This is a genomic window from Streptomyces caatingaensis, assembly GCF_001187435.1.
In the GTDB taxonomy this organism is placed as follows: Bacteria; Actinomycetota; Actinomycetes; order Streptomycetales; family Streptomycetaceae; genus Streptomyces; species Streptomyces caatingaensis.
This window is the reverse complement of the sequence record NZ_LFXA01000001.1, coordinates 62,669-78,035: the sequence shown is the minus strand read 5'-3', so window position 1 is coordinate 78,035 and position 15,367 is coordinate 62,669. Positions and strand designations below refer to the sequence as shown.

Annotated in this window: 14 protein-coding genes; 8 read left to right on the top strand and 6 right to left on the bottom strand. The window is 73.7% G+C overall.

The genetic code is table 11. The features are described 5' to 3' along the window. The first annotated feature begins 71 nt into the window (after nt 1-71). Nucleotides 72-1,298 carry a crotonyl-CoA carboxylase/reductase gene (gene ccrA / locus AC230_RS00345; protein WP_241833013.1) on the top strand — a complete coding sequence of 409 codons (1,227 nt, stop codon included), beginning with the start codon at nt 72-74 and terminating at the stop codon, nt 1,296-1,298. A gap of 205 nt (nt 1,299-1,503) precedes the next feature. Next, entirely contained in the window at nt 1,504-2,373 is an 870-nt protein-coding gene (locus tag AC230_RS00340) for a Bax inhibitor-1/YccA family protein (RefSeq protein ID WP_049713888.1), read from the top strand. Between the two features lie 87 nt (nt 2,374-2,460). Here AC230_RS00340 and AC230_RS00335 read toward each other — a convergent pair whose 3' ends face one another. Next, nucleotides 2,461-2,691 (bottom strand): DUF4287 domain-containing protein, encoded by a 231-nt coding sequence (locus AC230_RS00335; RefSeq protein WP_049713887.1) that lies wholly within the window; start codon nt 2,689-2,691, stop codon nt 2,461-2,463. Between the two features lie 98 nt (nt 2,692-2,789). Between AC230_RS00335 and AC230_RS00330 the strand changes: the two genes are divergently transcribed. Then, complete coding sequence (locus tag AC230_RS00330) at nt 2,790-3,122, top strand: hypothetical protein (RefSeq protein ID WP_049713886.1); 333 nt, start codon at nt 2,790-2,792, stop codon at nt 3,120-3,122. Nucleotides 3,123-3,150: 28 nt separating this feature from the next. Here AC230_RS00330 and AC230_RS00325 read toward each other — a convergent pair whose 3' ends face one another. The 3 genes from AC230_RS00325 to AC230_RS00315 all read right to left on the bottom strand — a co-directional run bounded on the left by AC230_RS00325 (nt 3,151) and on the right by AC230_RS00315 (nt 6,815). Beyond that, complete coding sequence (locus AC230_RS00325; RefSeq protein ID WP_241833012.1) at nt 3,151-4,008, bottom strand: hypothetical protein; 858 nt, start codon at nt 4,006-4,008, stop codon at nt 3,151-3,153. A 328-nt stretch (nt 4,009-4,336) separates the two neighbouring features. After that, a complete protein-coding gene (locus AC230_RS00320; RefSeq protein WP_049713884.1) occupies nt 4,337-5,557 on the bottom strand; it encodes an acetyl-CoA C-acetyltransferase in 1,221 nt (406 codons plus the stop codon). A 187-nt stretch (nt 5,558-5,744) separates the two neighbouring features. After that, the gene (locus AC230_RS00315; RefSeq protein ID WP_049713883.1) at nt 5,745-6,815 is read right to left on the bottom strand and encodes an SGNH/GDSL hydrolase family protein; all 1,071 of its coding nucleotides are present in this window, start codon (nt 6,813-6,815) and stop codon (nt 5,745-5,747) included. Between the two features lie 197 nt (nt 6,816-7,012). On the opposite strand from AC230_RS00315, the gene AC230_RS00310 reads away from it, so the two are divergent. After that, on the top strand, nt 7,013-8,404 hold the full coding sequence (locus AC230_RS00310; protein WP_049713969.1) for a cystathionine beta-synthase: 1,392 nt from the start codon (nt 7,013-7,015) through the stop codon (nt 8,402-8,404). Nucleotides 8,405-8,692: 288 nt separating this feature from the next. Here the strand turns inward: AC230_RS00310 and AC230_RS00305 are convergent, their stop codons facing one another. Next, nucleotides 8,693-9,088: a hypothetical protein gene (locus AC230_RS00305; protein WP_049713882.1), complete on the bottom strand. Its 396-nt coding sequence runs from the start codon at nt 9,086-9,088 to the stop codon at nt 8,693-8,695. Nucleotides 9,089-9,215: 127 nt separating this feature from the next. Between AC230_RS00305 and AC230_RS00300 the strand changes: the two genes are divergently transcribed. The 3 genes from AC230_RS00300 to AC230_RS00290 all read left to right on the top strand — a co-directional run bounded on the left by AC230_RS00300 (nt 9,216) and on the right by AC230_RS00290 (nt 12,204). Next, nucleotides 9,216-10,586 (top strand): acyl-CoA synthetase, encoded by a 1,371-nt coding sequence (locus tag AC230_RS00300; protein WP_049713968.1) that lies wholly within the window; start codon nt 9,216-9,218, stop codon nt 10,584-10,586. A 61-nt stretch (nt 10,587-10,647) separates the two neighbouring features. Beyond that, nucleotides 10,648-11,502: a MurR/RpiR family transcriptional regulator gene (locus AC230_RS00295; protein ID WP_049713881.1), complete on the top strand. Its 855-nt coding sequence runs from the start codon at nt 10,648-10,650 to the stop codon at nt 11,500-11,502. A gap of 111 nt (nt 11,503-11,613) precedes the next feature. Then, nucleotides 11,614-12,204 carry a hypothetical protein gene (locus tag AC230_RS00290; protein WP_049713880.1) on the top strand — a complete coding sequence of 197 codons (591 nt, stop codon included), beginning with the start codon at nt 11,614-11,616 and terminating at the stop codon, nt 12,202-12,204. Here AC230_RS00290 and AC230_RS00285 read toward each other — a convergent pair. After that, a complete protein-coding gene (locus AC230_RS00285; RefSeq protein ID WP_049713879.1) occupies nt 12,188-13,552 on the bottom strand; it encodes a type III PLP-dependent enzyme domain-containing protein in 1,365 nt (454 codons plus the stop codon). The two genes, AC230_RS00290 and AC230_RS00285, sit on opposite strands and share 17 nt — an antisense overlap. Nucleotides 13,553-13,701: 149 nt before the next feature. Here AC230_RS00285 and hutU point away from each other — a divergent pair, with 149 nt between their 5' ends. After that, complete coding sequence (gene hutU, locus AC230_RS00280) at nt 13,702-15,366, top strand: urocanate hydratase (protein ID WP_049713878.1); 1,665 nt, start codon at nt 13,702-13,704, stop codon at nt 15,364-15,366. Nucleotide 15,367 lies beyond the last annotated feature (1 nt).

Sequence of the window (15,367 nt, the reverse complement as noted above, 5' to 3'; positions counted from 1 at the left end):
GGCCCGTTACGACGACCGCAACACGCATGTGACGCATGTCACTTCGACGTGTCATCCGACGTGGAGGAAGAGTGACCAAGGACCTGTACGACATCGGTCAGATGCCGCCCTTGGGCGAGGTGCCGGCGCGGATGCACGCGTCGGTGATCCGCCCGGAGCGCTACGGCCCGCCGGAGCAGGGATTCGCCATGGAGGTCGTGGACGTGCCGCAGGTCGGCCGCGGCCAGGTCCTCGTCTACGTCATGGCCGCGGGCATCAACTACAACAACGTGTGGTCCTCGCTGGGCTACCCCTACGACGTGATCCGCGGCCGGCAGAAGGCGGGCGAGCCGGAGGACTTCCACATCGGCGGCTCGGAGGGCTCGGGCATCGTCTGGGCGGTCGGCGAGGGCGTGACCTCGGTGAAGGTCGGCGACGAGGTCCTGCTGTCCGGCTGCACCTGGGACGAGAGCGCCGACGATATCCGGCTCGGCGCCGACCCCATGACGTCGGTCACCCAGAAGGCGTGGGGCTACGAGACCAACTACGGCACGTTCGCCCAGTACGCGCTGGTGAAGGACTTCCAGTGCCACCCCAAGCCCAAGACGCTGTCGTGGGAGGAGGCGGCCTGCTTCCTGCTCACCGGCGCGACGGCCTACCGCCAGCTGACCGGCTGGGCCCCGCACACCGTCGAGCCCGGCGACCCGGTGCTGATCTGGGGCGGCGCCGGCGGCCTCGGCTCGATGGCGATCCAGATCACCCGCATCCGCGGCGGCATCCCGGTCGCCGTCGTCTCGGACGACGAGCGCGGCAAGTTCTGCATGGAGCTCGGCGCGGAGGGCTACATCAACCGCAACGACTTCGACCACTGGGGCCGGCTCCCCGACACCGACGACAACGCGGCGATGGCGAAGTGGATGAAGGGCGCGCGGGCCTTCGGGAGCCGCTTCTGGGAGATTCTCGGCGAACGCCGGAACCCCAGGATCATCCTTGAGCACAGCGGCCAGAACACCATTCCCACCTCGATGTACCTGTGCGACACCGCGGGGATGGTCGTCATCTGCGGCGGCACGACCGGCTACAACGGCGACGTCGACCTGCGATTCCTGTGGATGCGCCAGAAGCGCCTCCAGGGTTCGCACTTCGCGAACCTCCAGCAGTGCCGCCGCGTCATCGAACTCGCCGGCAGCAAGAAGCTCGATCCGTGCCTTTCCTGGGTGGGCGATTTCGAGGACACCGGCCGGGCGCACCAGCTGATGTACGAGAACAAGCACCCGTCGGGGAACATGGCGGTCCGCGTCAACGCCGTGGCGCGCTGAGCCCGGGGCCGCACCGCAGGGGCCGGACGGAACCCTCGCCGTCCGGCCTTTCCCACGCCTCCGTTCGGAACCGGCTGTCGCGCGACGGCGTTGTCTGGTAGGAGAGGGATACGCCAAAAGATCGTCCCACAGTACGAGAGCCATTCCTTTGCCTACCCATTACCCTTGACGGCAAGGCCGCGCAGGGTGGCCATGGAGGAGTGAAATGAGGAGCAGGAACCCGGTCTTCACGCGACGGGGGTTCACCTCCGGAGGCGGTTACGCGGGCTTCAACGCGGCACCGCAGTCCGGGTCCGCGACGCAGGGAAATCCTTACGCGAACAGCCCTTACGCCGAGCCCACCAACCCGTACGCGAACAACCCCTACGCCCAGGGCGCCGCCGACGTCCAGTACGGCATGCCGCAGGCGCCGGCGCGGTCCGGCGCGATGACGATGGACGACGTCGTCCTGCGCACCGGCATCACGCTGGCCGCCGTGATCGTCGCCGCGGGCGCGGCGTGGGCGCTGCGGCTGCCCGTGCAGCTCGGCTTCGGCGCCGGCCTGGTCGCGATGGTGCTGGGCCTGGTCCAGTCGTTCAAGGCCAAGCCGTCGCCGGCGATCATCCTGGCCTACGCGGTCTTCGAGGGCCTCTTCCTCGGCGTCCTCAGCCAGGCGTACAACCAGATCGCCCGGGGCGCGCCGATGCAGGCGGTCCTCGGCACGACGGCCGTTTTCGCCGGTGTGCTGGTGGCGTACAAGACCCGGCTCATCCGGGTCGACCGCCGCTTCACCCGCTTCGTCGCGGGCGCCGCGATCGGCTTCCTGCTGCTGATGGTCGTCAACCTGCTCTTCGCCGCGTTCGGCGGGGGCGACGGCCTCGGCTTCCGCACCGGCGGCCTGGGCATCGTCTTCGGCATCGTCGGCGTGGTGCTCGGCGCCTGCTTCCTGGCGCTGGACTTCAAGCAGGTCGAGGACGGCGTGAAGTACGGCGCGCCGCGCGAGGAGTCGTGGCTGGCCGCGTTCGGCCTCACGCTGTCGCTGGTGTGGATCTACACCGAGCTGCTCCGCCTGATCGCGATCCTCAATCAGGACTAGCGCGGGCGGACGCCTCCGCACATGGACGGGGCCCGGGAAGGCGACGCCTTCCCGGGCCCCGTCCCCCGTTTGCGGGGGACCGCGGCGCTACAGGAGCCTGCGCGCGGCCCGCCGGAGGTCGTACTCGTGCACGATCGCCTTGGCGTGGCCGTAGGCGAGTCCGTGCTCTCCGCGCAGCCAGCTCACCTTCTCCTCGAACCTGGACAATGCGGGGCCTTCGTCGACCGTGCGGAGCCATTCCGCGATGTCACGGCCGGTGCAGCGGGGGATTCGGGAGAGCAGGTTCCGGTGGGTCTCGTCGGAGATGACGTGGGACATCGGCGCCTCCGGACGCTTGGATGATGGTCCTTCATGTCACCGTGCCTGAGTGTTCAGCCATTGGCAACAGTCGGCAACGGCCGCATAGTCTCGGGGGCGTGGATGACGTGACACCTCTCCTGGCCGCCGTGGACGCCTTCGCCGACCGCCTGCGCGCCCTCCCGCAGTCCCGGCTGAGCCGGGGCGCGGCGGCGGAGGCGCTGACCCTCGCGCGCGAGCTGGCCGCCCGGGCGCAGCGCATCGAGGAACCGGGCGAGGGCGAGCCGCGGCAGATGCCCGAGGCCGGCATGTTCGCGGTGGCGGACCAAGTGGCCGTCGCGGGCCACGACTTGGCGGAGGCGCTCGCCGGGCAGGGCGGCGGGACGGCCGGGGTGCAGGTCGCCGAGGCCGTCGGGCTCATCGAGGCGGCGGCCCGGCGCTGCGGGCTGTGACGGGCCCGGCGGCGGGCCCGCGCGGGGCTCAGTGGGACGCGACGACGCGGTCCGTGAGCACGTAGACGTTGCCGGTGGCGCAGCCGAAGGTCAGGGCGTAGGCGCCGGCCACGCCGGAGCCGCCCAGCAGGACCGGGGCGTCGCCGGTGCGCAGCGCGTGCGCGAGGTTCTCGGCGGTCTCGCGGTGGCCGGGCGTCATGCAGACGGTGGTGCCGTCGGCGAAGACGTAGACGTCGAGGGTGCCGAGGGGGCCGGGGCGCACGTCGGCCAACGGGACGCCGGCGTCGGCGAGTTCGCCGAGGAGCTCGACCGTGCGCTCGTGGTCGGTGACCGGGGTGGCCGGGGAGAAGTCGGGGTGCGAGGGGTGGCGGCGGCGGGCGGCGGCCAGCTCGGCGGACTCCGCCGCGTCCGCGCGCTCCGCCTCCGGTCCGTCGGAGCCCGGCGCCTCCAGGCCCGCGAAGTCGGGCTGGCGGGGGATGTACAGGCCGTAGGGGCCGCCGTCGGCGGCCGCGTCGTCGGTGCCGGGGCCGGTCAGGCCGGACAGCAGCGGGGCGTCGGCGCCCGGGGCGGAGCCCAGGTCGAGCGCCTCCTGAGCGGCCCAGAAGGCGCGCGCCTCGGCGAGTTCGCGCTCGCGCTCCTCGGCGAGGGCGTCGGCGACGGCGGCGCGTATCTCGGAGATCCCGGCCACGTGGGCCCCGGCCGCGGGGGCGTTCCGGGCGGCCGGCACCTCGGCCCGCTCGGCGGCCCGCTCCCCGGCGGCGGCCGAGGCGGCCGCCAGGTCGGCGCGGAGCCCGGCGATCTGGCGGCGCAGTCCGCGCGTGGCGCACAGTGCGGCGGCGCCCGCGGTCGTGGCGGTGGCAGCGGCCAGCAGCAGGGCAAGAGACATGGCGCTCACTGACGTACTCCCGGTTGCTATGGATCCCCCGAATTCCTACCTCAGCTTCGCGCGCGTCTTCCCCTGCCCCTAGTGCAAAACGTCATGAAACCGGCGGGACCTATGACCCTGAGGTTGTTTCTTCAACATATCTGACCTGGGGAAACGAATCTCCCCCGGGACGTTGGTCACATCCTGGGGGAGATTGGGTCACAAACGGAACAGTGCCCCCGCGGCCTCAGCCCAGCCGCTCCCCTCTTGTCGGTCGCGTTGAGCTTCGCCTCCGCTGCGGGCAGGTGCCGCCTTCGTACCTCAGGCGACCCCTGCCCTCCGCTGCGGCTCAGCTCAGCCGCTCCAGCACCATCGCCATCCCCTGCCCGCCGCCCACGCACATCGTCTCCAGCGCGAACTGCTTGTCGTGGAACTGCAGCGAGTTGACGAGCGTGCCGGTGATCCGGGCGCCGGTCATGCCGAAGGGGTGACCCACGGCGATGGCCCCGCCGTTGACGTTCAGCCTGTCGAGGTCGATGCCGAGGTCCCGGTAGGACGGGATCACCTGCGCCGCGAACGCCTCGTTGATCTCGACCAGGTCGATGTCGCCGATCGTCATCCCGGCCCGCTTCAGCGCCTGGCGGCTCGCCTCGACCGGCCCGTACCCCATGATCTCGGGCGACAGCGCCGAGACGCCGGTGGAGACGATCCGGGCGAGCGGCGTCAGGCCCAGCTCGCGGGCCTTGGTGTCGGACATGATCACCAGGGCGGCGGCGCCGTCGTTGAGCGGGCAGCAGTTGCCCGCCGTGATCAGGCCGTCCGGGCGGAACGCGGGCTTGAGGCCCTGGACGCCCTCCAGTGTGACGCCGGCGCGCGGGCCGTCGTCCTGGGTGACGACCGTCCCGTCCGGGGTGGTCACCGGGGTGATCTCGCGCTCCCAGAAGCCCTTGCCGATCGCCTCCTCGGCCAGGTTCTGCGACCGGACGCCGAACTCGTCCATCTCCCGCCGGGTGACGCCCTTCAGCAGGGCGAGGTTCTCGGCGGTCTGGCCCATCGCGATGTACGCGTCCGGGAGGAGGCCGTCCTCGCGCGGGTCGTGCCAGCCCTCGCCGCCCCGCTCGGCGCGGGCGGCGGTACGGGCCTCGGCCTCGGCGAACACCGGGTTGTGGGTGCCGGGCTGGCCGTCCGACGAACCGTTGACGCTCCGCGAGACCATCTCGACGCCGGCCGAGACGAAGACGTCGCCCTCGCCGGCCTTGATCGCGTGGAAGGCCATGCGGGAGGTCTGGAGCGAGGAGGCGCAGTAGCGGGTGATGGTCGTGGCGGGCAGGTGGTCCATGCCCATCTGCACGGCCACGATCCGGGCCAGGTTGTGGCCCTGCTCGCCGCCGGGCATCCCGCAGCCGAGCATCAGGTCGTCGATCTCGCGCGGGTCGAGCGCCGGGATCTTGTCGAGCGCGGCCCGGACGATGGTGGCGGTGAGGTCGTCGGGGCGCAGGTCCTTCAGCGAGCCCTTGAAGGCCCGGCCGATGGGAGAGCGGGCGGTTGAGACGATCACGGCTTCGGGCATCACGGCTCTCCAGTCGGCGCGGGGCGTGGGCGGCGGGACTCCGGTGAAGTTACCCGCACGTAAGGTCTTGGTCACGGGGGTGCGACTGTGATGCGGGCCTCATGGGGCCGTGCTTCCGAGTGTGCCCCCGCCGGGGAGTGAGCGGGGAGCGTCGAAGGCCCGGGCGGCCGCCGCCGGCGCTCCGCCGTCAGTGCCCCACCCGGTTCCACACCCGGTGCCGCTCCGGGCCGCCGTCCCGCGGACCGCCGGCCCCGGGCCCCTCCGGTCCCTCCGGCCCCTCCGGGGCGGGCAGCTGCCGGCGCCTCCGGTACTTGAGCAGCGCCCAGCGGCCGCGCGCGGAGGACACCTCCGCGCCGCCCTCCGCCGCCGCCCGCGCCGCCGCGTGCGCGACCGGCAGGATGCCCTCGCGGCGCGTCGCGTCCGGCCGCTCCTCGTCCTCGGGCCAGAGGCCGAGCGCCGCGCAGAGCGTGGGCAGGACGGCCATGGCCGCCGTGGCGTACCCCTCCGCCGAGGGGTGGTAGTTGTCGGGACCGAACAACTCCCGCGGGTTCGAGGCGAACTCGGGCCCGAGCAGGTCGCCCAGCGACACCGTGCGGCCCCCCGCCTCCAGCACCCCTATCGTCTGCGCCGCCGCGAGCTGCCGGCTCAGCCGCCGGGCCAGCCAGCGCAGCGGCTGGTAGACCGGCTCGATCGTGCCGAGGTCGGGACAGGTGCCCACGACGACCTCGCACCCCGCGTCCCGCAGTCTGCGCACCGCCTCCGACAGCAGCCGCACGGACCGCGCGGCCGGCACCCGGTGGGTGACGTCGTTGGCGCCGATCATGATGACGCAGACGTCGGGGACCGGCCCCGGACCTGACAACAACAGGGTGACCTGGCGCTCGAGGTCGTACGACTGCGCCCCGGAGAGCGCCACGTTGCGCAGGTCCACCGGCCGTTCCGCCACCGCCGCCAGCCCCGTCGCGAGCAGCGCCCCCGGCGTCTGGCGGGGCCGGTGGACCCCCTTGCCGGCGGCCGTGGAGTCGCCCAGCATGCCGAGCACCAGCGGCTCACGGCCGGAGGCGTGCACGAACGAGGAGCCGTACCGCCCGTCCGCCTGCGGCGGCGTGTCGTTGTTGCCGCCGACGACCCTCCTGGCCAGCGCCACCTCGGTGAGCAGCAGCCCCAGCGCCGCACCCCCCAGCAGACCGATGCCGCCGCCTCCGTACGCCGCCGCGGCGGCGATCCGCCGGGCGGCCCTCGCCCTCGACATGGACATAAGGCGGGTCTCCTCCCGCTCCACGAGCGCGGTGCACTCCGTGCCGCACCCTGAGCCCGAACCGTGCTGATACGTACGTGCCCCGCACGGGGGCGGCCGCAACGCGCCGCGGGTGCGGCCGGACCGCCATTCGGCCGAATAGGCTGGTCGTACGGGCACGCGACGAACCGCTAGTGCCCCCGACCGCGGAGATCACCGTGCAGTATCACGATTCGATGATCGAGCTCATCGGCAACACGCCGCTGGTGAAGCTCAACAGCGTGACCGAAGGCATAAAGGCCACCGTGCTGGCCAAGGTCGAGTACTTCAACCCCGGCGGTTCGGTGAAGGACCGCATCGCCGTGCGGATGATCGAGGCCGCGGAGAAGTCCGGCGAACTCAAGCCGGGCGGCACGATCGTCGAGCCCACCTCCGGCAACACCGGTGTCGGCCTGGCGATGGTGGCCCAGCAGAAGGGCTACAAGTGCGTCTTCGTGTGCCCCGACAAGGTGTCCCAGGACAAGATCAACGTGCTGCGCGCCTACGGCGCGGAGGTCGTGGTGTGCCCGACCGCGGTTGATCCCGAGCACCCGGACTCCTACTACAACGTCTCCGACCGCCTCGTCCGCGAGATCCCGAACGCCTGGAAGCCGGACCAGTACAGCAACCGGAACAACCCGCTGTCGCACTACCACTCCACCGGCCCGGAGATCTGGGAGCAGACGGAGGGGAAGATCACCCACTTCGTCGCGGGCGTCGGCACCGGCGGCACCATCAGCGGCACCGGCCGCTACCTGAAGGAGGTCAGCGGCGGCCGCGTCACGGTCGTCGGCTCGGACCCGGAGGGCTCGGTCTACAGCGGCGGCTCCGGCCGTCCGTACCTGATCGAGGGCGTCGGCGAGGACTTCTGGCCGACCGCCTACGACGGCACGGTGACCGACGAGATCATCGCGGTCTCCGACAAGGACGCCTTCCAAATGACCCGCCGCCTCGCCCGCGAGGAGGGCCTGCTCGTCGGCGGCTCCTGCGGCATGGCCGTCGTCAGCGCGCTGCGCCTGGCCGAGCGGCTGACCGAGGACGACGTCGTCGTCGTCCTGCTGCCGGACAGCGGCCGCGGCTACCTGAGCAAGATCTTCAACGACGAGTGGATGGCGGACTACGGCTTCCTGGAGGAGGCCGGCGACGCCGCCCGCGTCGGCGACGTGCTGCGCCGCAAGGACGGCGAGCTGCCGTCGCTGGTGCACATGCACCCCGAGGAGACGGTCGGCGAGGCCATCGAGGTGCTGCGCGAGTACGGCGTCTCGCAGATGCCGATCGTCAAGCCGGGCGCCGGGCACCCGGACGTGATGGCCGCCGAGGTCATCGGCTCCGTCGTCGAACGCGAGCTGCTGGACGCGCTGTTCACCAAGCGGGCCTCGCTCTCCGACCCGCTGGAGAAGCACATGTGCGCCCCGCTGCCGCAGGTCGGTTCCGGCGAGCCGGTCGCCGACCTGATGGCCGTGCTCGGCGCGGCGGACGCCGCCATCGTCCTGGTCGAGGGCAAGCCGACCGGCGTGGTGAGCCGTCAGGACCTGCTGGCCTTCCTGGCGGAGGGCAACGGCGCGAAGTAGCGCCCCGGTCGCGGGGACGGGCACGAGGGAACCCGTAAAAGGTACGTATGCGTCACGTGATGGCAGCACGGACTTAACACGGGCCCCGCATAGTGAAGGGGCGTCGCCCGGACGGAGAGCGTCCGGCGCGGTGCCCGGTACGACGGCACGGACCTCCGGAGCGGCTCCCGGACTCCACGGCCGTCCGGGCGCGGGTTCCCGCGTCCGTCCGTGGGGGTCGCCGCCGTCCCGATCCCGGCCTCGAGGCCGGGGTGCGGCGGCCCCCGCGAGGGTCCGTCCGCGCGGTCCTCAGCGCTCGCGCTGCCAGGGCAGACCCCGCGTCACGTGCGCCACGTTCACCCCCACGATCCCCGCCCAGCTGACCACCAGCCCCAGCAGCCCCGCGTACCCCGCGCCTATCGCGGACAGCGGGATCGCCAGCACCAGCGACACGATCGCGAACCCGAAGCGTTCGCCGAAGGTGCCGAACTCCCCGCCCCGCCCCGGGGATCCGCCCCGGGCCGCCGACATCTGCTGCTCCGCCGCCAGCCGGCGCATCCGCCGGTCCACGGCGTCGTCGACTTTCCGCTCCACCTTCTCCAGGAAGGCGTCGACGAGCTCCGCCTCGTACTCCGCCCCCAGCTCCTTGCGGGTCTGGAGGGTCGCGTCGAGTTCCTTCTCGAGGTCTCGGTCATGGCCGGTCATGGCCGTAACGGTACGGTCGCTGCGGACCCCGCGTCAGTGGGGCCAGCACCCGTATCCGCCGGGGGGCCGCCCCTCCCGCGGGCCCGTGGAAGGAGACGTCGTGACCGAACCGACCGAACCGCAGCCGCTGCTGTCGTCGCTGACCGGGTCCGCGCCCGCGGCCGACCGGCCGGACGCCCTGTCCGTCGCCGGCCGGACCCTCTCCCGCGAGGACCTGCTCGGTGCGGCGGGCGCCGTCGCGGAACGGATCGCCGGGGCGTCCTCCGTCGCCGTACGGGCGACCGCGACGGCCGAGACGGTCGCCGCCGTCGTCGGCGGGCTGCTCGCCGGGGTGCCCGTCGTGCCGCTGCCGCCGGACGCCGGACCGCTGGAACGGGACCACATCCTCGCGGACTCCGGCGCCGAACTCGTCCTCGGCGCCGCCGGGGAGGACGGCGTCGGCCTGCCCGTCGACCTCAAGGAGCGGGCGGCCTGGTCCGGCCCCGAACCCGCGCCCGCCGCCACGGCGTTCATCCTCTACACCTCCGGCACCACCGGCGCCCCCAAGGGCGTGCTGGTGCCCCGCCGCGCCGTCGCGGCCGGCCTCGACGGGCTCGCCGAGGCGTGGCAGTGGACCGCCGACGACACGCTCGTCCACGGCCTGCCGCTGTTCCACGTGCACGGCCTCGTCCTCGGCGTGCTGGGCGCGCTGCGCACCGGCTGCCGCCTGGTGCACACCGGGCGGCCCACCCCCGAGGCGTACGCCGCGGCCGGCGGCAGCCTGTACTTCGGCGTGCCGACCGTCTGGTCGCGCGTCGCCCGCGACCCCGCCTCCGCGCGCGCCCTCGCCGGGGCCCGGCTGCTGGTCTCCGGGAGCGCCGCGCTGCCCGCGCCCGTCTTCCGCGCGCTGGAGGAGCTGGCCGGACAGGGGCCCGTCGAGCGGTACGGCATGACCGAGACGCTCATCACGGTCGCCGCCCGGGCGGACGGTGAGCGCCGCCCCGGCCGCGTCGGGGTGCCGCTGCCGGGGACGCGGACGCGGCTGGCCGCCGTCGAAGAGGGCGGCGGCATCGGCGAGTTGGAGGTGTCCGGGCCGACGCTCTTCGCCGGCTACCTGGGCCGGCCGGAGGCCACCGCCGCGGCGCTCACCCCCGACGGCTGGTTCCGCACCGGCGACATCGCCGCCATCGAGCCGGACGGGACGCACCGCATCGTCGGCCGCGCCTCCACCGACCTCATCAAGTCCGGCGGTTACCGCGTCGGGGCCGGCGAGGTGGAGAACGCCCTGCTCGACCACCCGGCCGTCGCCGAGGCCGCCGTCGTGGGCGTGCCCCACGACGACCTCGGCCAGGAGATCGTCGCCTATGTGGTGGCCGACGGGGTCGCCGAGCAGGCACTGATCGACTTCGTCGCCGAGCGGCTGTCCGTCCACAAGCGGCCGCGCCGGGTGCGCTTCCTGGACGCGTTGCCGCGCAACGCGATGGGCAAGCCGCAGAAGAAGCTGCTGCCGCCGGTGTGAGCGGCCGCCCCGCCGGCTGCATAATTCCATGCAGGAACGGCAGTCGATGAATGGAGGGCCGATGACGGAGACCGGCGGGGCGCCGGACGCGACCGCGCGGCTGCAGAAGCTCTTCGAGGGCCACCGGCTGACGCCCACCCAGCGCCGGATCGCCCACTGCCTGGTGCGGCGCGCCGCCGACGCGCCCTTCCTCTCCAGCGTCGAGCTGGCGGAGCTCGCCGGGGTCAGCCAGCCGTCGGTGACCCGCTTCGCCGTCGCCCTCGGCTTCGACGGCTACCCGGCGCTGCGGCGCCATCTGCGCGAGGCGGTGCCGGGCGGGGCCGCGCCGGACGGGGACGGCTCGTTCAACGAGTACCAGCAGGCCGTCCACGCCGAGATCGACAACCTGCGGCACCTCGCCTCCCTGCTCGCCGACCCCGCGCCGGTGGCGCGGGCCGGCCGGCTGCTCGCCGCGTCCCGGCCGCTGCCGGTCCTGGGCCTGCGCGCCGCGGCCGCCCAGGCGGGCGGCTTCGCCTACTTCGCCCGCAAGGTCCACCCCGACGTGCGGCTCCTCGACGAGGGCGGGTCGCTGCTCGTCGACCGCGTCGACGGGGCGGTACGGGCCGGGGCGAGCGCCCTGCTGTGCTTCGCGCTGCCGCGGCATCCGCGGGAGGTGGTGGACGCCCTCGCCTACGCCCGGGGGACGGGCCTGACGGTCGTCACCGTCGCGGACTCCACCTTCGCGCCCGTGGCGCGCCACAGCGACCTGCTGCTCCCGGCCGCCGTCGGGACGGGCCTGGCCTTCGACACGGCCTGCGCGCCGATGCTGCTGGGGCGGGTGCTGCTGGAGGCGATGTGCGACGCCCTGCCGGACGCGCAGGCCCGCCTGGAGGAGTTCGACGCGGGGGCCGTGGCGCGGGGGCTGTTCGCGGAGTGACCGCGCCCCGCCCCGGGCGAAGAACCCGGCACCCGGCACGCCGCTCTCAGCCCCTCCTCAGAATCGCCCGCTAACCTGCGCCTGGAATCAGCCGGTGTGAGGAGGTAGGGCATGGGACGCGGGGGATACGCGGTGGCGCGGGTGGCAGTGATCGTACGGGCGCCGGTGCCGTGGCTGTGGTGGCCGGGGCTGCTCGCGGCGGGCGTCGGCGCGGCCCTCCCGGGCCTGACGGGCCGCCGGATCGGCGTCCTGGCCGGCGCGGTGCTCTTCCTCGCGGCCGCGGCGGCCGCGTTCACCGCCCGCAGGGCCCGCTACGCGGCCCTCATCCGCGGCGCCTCGCGCGCCGGCAAGTCCGTCTTCCTCCAGGACCGCGCCGTGACCGCCCGCGCCTGGCGCCGCGCCCGCCGCTCCTGGCTGCTGCTCGCCTTCCCGGTGGCGGTCGCCGCTTCGTTCGTCCTGCCGGCCGCGGGCGGCATGGCGCTCGCCGGGCTGGGCGCGGGCCTGTGGGCCAAGGCCCAGTGGCTGGGCGGCCTGGAGCGGCGCACCGGCGGCCTGTTGTGGGTGCGCACCGAGTGGGCGAAGGGCAGCCCGGCGGCCAAGGGCGTGCCCGGCTACCTGACGACCGGGCTCGCGGCCGGGGACGCCGCCCCGGGCGGCGCCCGGCGCGCCCCGGGCCGCGCGGCGGTCAGCCCAGCGCGCTGAGCCCGTCCCGGTACGCCCCGCCGCCCTCGGCGACCAGCTCCTCGACGGTCTGCGGGGCGCGGACGGGCGCGAAGCGCACCCGCCCGTCCGCCCCGGCCAGCCAGCCGTGGATCCCCGGCCGGGGGAGGGCGTTGTAGGCGAAGTGCGTGGAGAAGTAGTACGCGCCGGTGTCCAGCAGCGCGACGTGGTCGCCCGTCTCCAGCGGCGGCAGCTCGCGGCCGACGGCGACCAGGTCGCCCGCGAAGCAGCACGGACCCGCCACGTCCTGCGGCACCGGCGCGCCCGCCTTCGGCAGCCCGTCCGCGTCGTAGGCGGCCACCCGCAGCGGCCAGGAGCCGGGTGCGAAGACCGTGCGCGTGGCCACCTGCGCGCCGGCGTGGGTCACCGCGATCCGCCGGCCCCCGGCCGTCTTGGCGTACTCGACGCGGGCCAGGACCATGCCGTTCTTCGCCGTCAGCGACCGGCCGAACTCGGTGACCAGTCCGTAGCGCCCGTCGAAGAGCCCGGGCACGGTGGCGGCGAGGAGACGCGCGTACTCCCGGTGGCCGGGGAGGGCCGCGTCGGAGGTGAAGTCGACGGGCAGGCCGCCGCCGATGTCGAGGGTGTCGATCTGCCGCCGTCCGGTGACGTCGTTGATCTCCTCGGCCAGCTCGTAGACGATCCGCACGCCCTCGGCCATCAGCTCCAACGGGCAGCCCTGCGAGCCCACATGGGCGTGCAGCCGGGTCAGCCACGGCCGCCGGGCGTGCGCCTCGACGAGCCAGGCGCGGGCGCCGGGGTCGCGGAGCGCCACCCCGAACTTGGACGTCTCCGTGGCCGTGCTCATCGCGCCGATGGCGCCGCCGCCCACCTGCGGGTTGACGCGCACGCCCAGCGGGGATCCGGCGGGGCCGGGGCCGGCCGGGCCGACGAGCGCGTCCAGCCGGTCGAGCTCCGCGCGGCTGTCGACGTTGACGGCGACGCCCAGCGCCAGCGCCTCGCGCAGCTCGGCGGTCGTCTTGGCGGGGGAGTCGAGCACGATCCGGCCGGCGGGGACCCCGGCCGCGCGGGCCAGCGCCAGCTCGCCGGGGCTGGCGACCTCGCAGCCCAGCCCCTCCTCGGCGAGCAGCCGCAGCACCGGGACGAGGGCGGCGGCCTTGACGGCGAAGGCGTGCAGCACGCCGCCGGAGCCGGGGCGCCCGGTGCGCACCTCCGCGAACGCCTCGCGCAGCGACGCGGCCGACGCGCGGATGCCGGCCACGTCCAGCAGCCCGACGACCGGCTGCCGCTCGTCCACCAGGCCCCGCGCCACCGCGGCCCGTACGGCGGCGTGCCGCCGCGCCGCCCGGTCGTTCCCGAGGAGGTCCATGGGGCTACTTCATCACCGGCGCGGCGGGTATGCCACGGGTGCGCGGCGGAGCGCGCGCAGCTGTTGACTAGGGCTATTCAGCTCCGCAGTATGTGCAGTGTTCTATTCAGTCACTGTCGTGTTCAGTGAGTGTCAGGGAGGCAGGGCCCATGTCAGGACCGCGACCCGTGCGAGCACCGCGAGGAACCGGGCTCAGCGCCCTGGGCTGGCAGCAGGAGGCCGCCCTGCGGATGCTGCAGAACAACCTCGACCCGGAGGTCGCCGAGCACCCCGACAAGCTCGTCGTCTACGGGGGCACGGGCAAGGCGGCCCGCGACTGGCGGTCCTTCGACGCGATGGTCCGTACCCTGCGGACGCTGAAGCAGGACGAGACCATGCTCGTGCAGTCCGGCCGGCCGGTCGGCGTCATGCGGACGCACGAGTGGGCGCCGCGCGTCCTGATCGCCAACTCGAATCTCGTGGGCGACTGGGCCAACTGGGAGGAGTTCCGGCGGCTGGAGGCCCTCGGGCTCACCATGTACGGCCAGATGACGGCCGGTTCGTGGATCTACATCGGCACGCAGGGCATCCTCCAGGGCACGTACGAGACGTTCGCCGCGGTCGCCGCGAAGAGGTTCGGCGGCTCGCTGGCCGGGACGATCACCCTGACCGCTGGGCTCGGCGGCATGGGCGGCGCCCAGCCGCTCGCCGTCACCATGAACGACGGCGTCGCGCTCTGCATCGACTGCGACCCGCGCGCGATCGACCGCCGCATCGAGCACCGCTACCTGGACGTGCGCGCCGACTCGCTGGAGCACGCCCTCCAGCTCGCCGTCGAGGCGCGGGACGCGCGGCGTCCGCTGTCCATCGGCGTCCTCGGCAACGCGGCCGAACTCGTCCCGCAGCTGCTGGCGATGAACGCGCCGATCGACATCGTCACCGACCAGACGTCCGCCCACGACCCGCTGGCCTATCTGCCCATCGGCGTCGAATTCGACGACATGGCCTCGTACGCGGCCGAGAAGCCGGCCGACTTCACCGTCCGGGCACGCGAGTCGATGGCCAAGCACGTGGAGGCCATGGTCGGCTTCCAGGACGCGGGCGCCGAGGTCTTCGACTACGGCAACTCGATCCGCGGCGAGGCCCAACTGGCGGGTTATGCGCGGGCCTTCGACTTCCCCGGCTTCGTTCCGGCGTACATCCGGCCGCTGTTCTGCGAGGGCAAGGGCCCCTTCCGGTGGGCCGCGCTCTCCGGCGACCCCAAGGACATCGCCGCCACCGACCGGGCCATCCTCGACCTCTTCCCCGAGAACGAGTCCCTGGCCCGGTGGATCAGGATGGCGGGCGAGCGCGTCCACTTCCAGGGCCTGCCCGCCCGCATCTGCTGGCTCGGCTACGGCGAGCGGGACCGCGCCGGCGAGCGCTTCAACGACATGGTCGCGAGCGGCGAGCTGTCCGCGCCGGTCGTCATCGGGCGCGACCACCTCGACTGCGGCTCGGTGGCCTCGCCGTACCGCGAGACCGAGGCCATGCTGGACGGCTCCGACGCGATCGCCGACTGGCCGCTGCTGAACGCGATGGTGAACGTGGCGTCGGGTGCGTCGTGGGTCTCCCTCCACCACGGCGGCGGCGTCGGCATGGGCCGGTCGATCCACGCGGGCCAGGTCACGGTGGCGGACGGCACGCCGCTGGCCGGCGAGAAGATCCGGCGGGTGCTGACGAACGACCCCGGGATGGGTGTCATCCGTCATGTGGACGCGGGCTACGACATCGCGGAGTCGGTCGCGACCGACCGGGGCGTCCGCGTCCCCATGCGGGAGGGTGAGGCCGGATGAC